The sequence below is a fragment of the Acidovorax sp. Q11 genome (genome assembly GCF_054950075.1).
Genome location: NZ_JBUDZG010000069.1, coordinates 1 through 1735 on the forward strand (window position 1 = coordinate 1; position 1735 = coordinate 1735).

Below are 1735 nucleotides of genomic sequence, written 5' to 3' on the forward strand. Positions count from 1 at the left end.
TGGCCTGCTGGGCAGGAACTTGGTGCGCCGCGTGCCGGGCCGATCTCAACCCAGACCTGCGCGGCATGTGAAGCCGCATCCGCATATGGCTTACAAGGGGTAGTGGGGGCTTAAGTTCGGTGGATTGCCCGCAGCTGACACTGCATATCGCGATCGGTGTCAGCTGTGGAGATAGGTCAATAGGAATTCGCGTCGCGACAGCACTAATCGGCGCAAGCGAAATAATAGAAACATCAAAAAAGGACAATGCATGTCAACTTGGGAACACAACTCGCAAGATTTTCAAAATCTAGTTAATTTAGTTAAAGGCCTAGCGGAGTCCATTAAATTTGCGACTTCTCAATTGGGTCAAAAACCTATTCCTGCCGAACTTGCGGAGCATATCAAGACGTTCAACAAAAATTTGCAAGATTTTATTGACATAGACGATATTGCATCTCCAAAAAATGTGGATCACGCTTATATGTTAGCCTCCAGAATGGCGACCTATGCACGCGCGATAGCAATGAGTCAATTTTATGATCAATACTTAAGAGGTGAAAACTCCTCAAAAGCAAATTTATTTAATCATATAAACCAAGTCGAAACCGTTGTAAAGGCTCGACCCGTATTACTCGAAATCTCAGAATCCGAAACAGAGAAACTTGATGGAATTCGTCTCAAATCCACAAGCGAAAAAATCGATGAGATTTCAAAAAAAATTGAGAATCTTCACAGCGCCCTGACCGCCTCTCAAAAGCGATCACTAGATTTAGATTCGTCCATTTCCGATCTAAGTCGGCGATTGGATGAAAAGTTTATTCAATTAGAACGAAGCACAGAAACATTTTTCTCAAAAATTCAAAGAGAAACAGACGATCGTGCTGAAAAAATATTTGATAACGTAAACAAAATCAACTCAAATCTCGAATTTAAGCAAGCAGAAATCGACGCTTTTATAGGCAATCTCACTCGAAAAGCCCTTAGTGGAAACTACATGCGCAGCGCAATCAAAGAGGAGAAAATAGCGAACGATTTTAGAAAAGCGGCGATTGCAATGATGATTGCTTTAGGGATTTTTGTTATAGGCACCCTAGCCCACATGGAGCTTCTGAATCTTGAACCACAGAAGAGTGCCCTACGCGCATTTAGCGCCATATTCTTTTCGTTCGTGATCGCATATTTAATTCGGCAATCAGCAGTGCACCGGGCTCAGCACCAGCGCCATCTTCAAACAGCTCTTGACCTACGGGCTATAGGCCCCTATGCAGCTGATATGCCCGATACCGACAGAAATGAAATAAAGAAACAGATCGCAGAAAAAATATTTGTACCCAAGGAGGCTTTAGCAGCAGGAGACAATGGTGGATTTGGCGCTCAAGAAATTATCAGCAAAGTCATTGACAAATTAGAATTACCGAAGAAAAATTAGAGAGCATTATCAGCATTGCCATGAAGTATGCGCAATAAAACTCGAAGTCTGCGCATTATTAAAGAACTTGGTCGATGCAGCGAAACATAAAAATCAAAACCAGCCTGCGGCAAAGAGCCAAATTTAAATAACGAGCGTATCCGACGAATATTTCTCAATTAACAATCGCTTAACGGTCAGCATCTTGGCGGCTTTGTAGGGCGGTCTCAAATCTGAAGTGCAACACCCTCACCGAGGGTAATGTACGCAAATGAGAACGAGATACGAACACTTGCAGCCAGAAGACAGAGTGACGTTGGCATCGCTGCGCCAGCAGGGCTGGAG

At 43.6% G+C, this 1735-nt stretch carries 1 protein-coding gene; it reads left to right on the forward strand.

What is annotated here, in order from left to right:
- The first annotated feature begins 250 nt into the window (after positions 1-250).
- Complete coding sequence (locus ACYZGB_RS22685; RefSeq protein WP_462391241.1) at positions 251-1411, forward strand: hypothetical protein; 1161 nt, start codon at positions 251-253, stop codon at positions 1409-1411.
- Positions 1412-1735 lie beyond the last annotated feature (324 nt).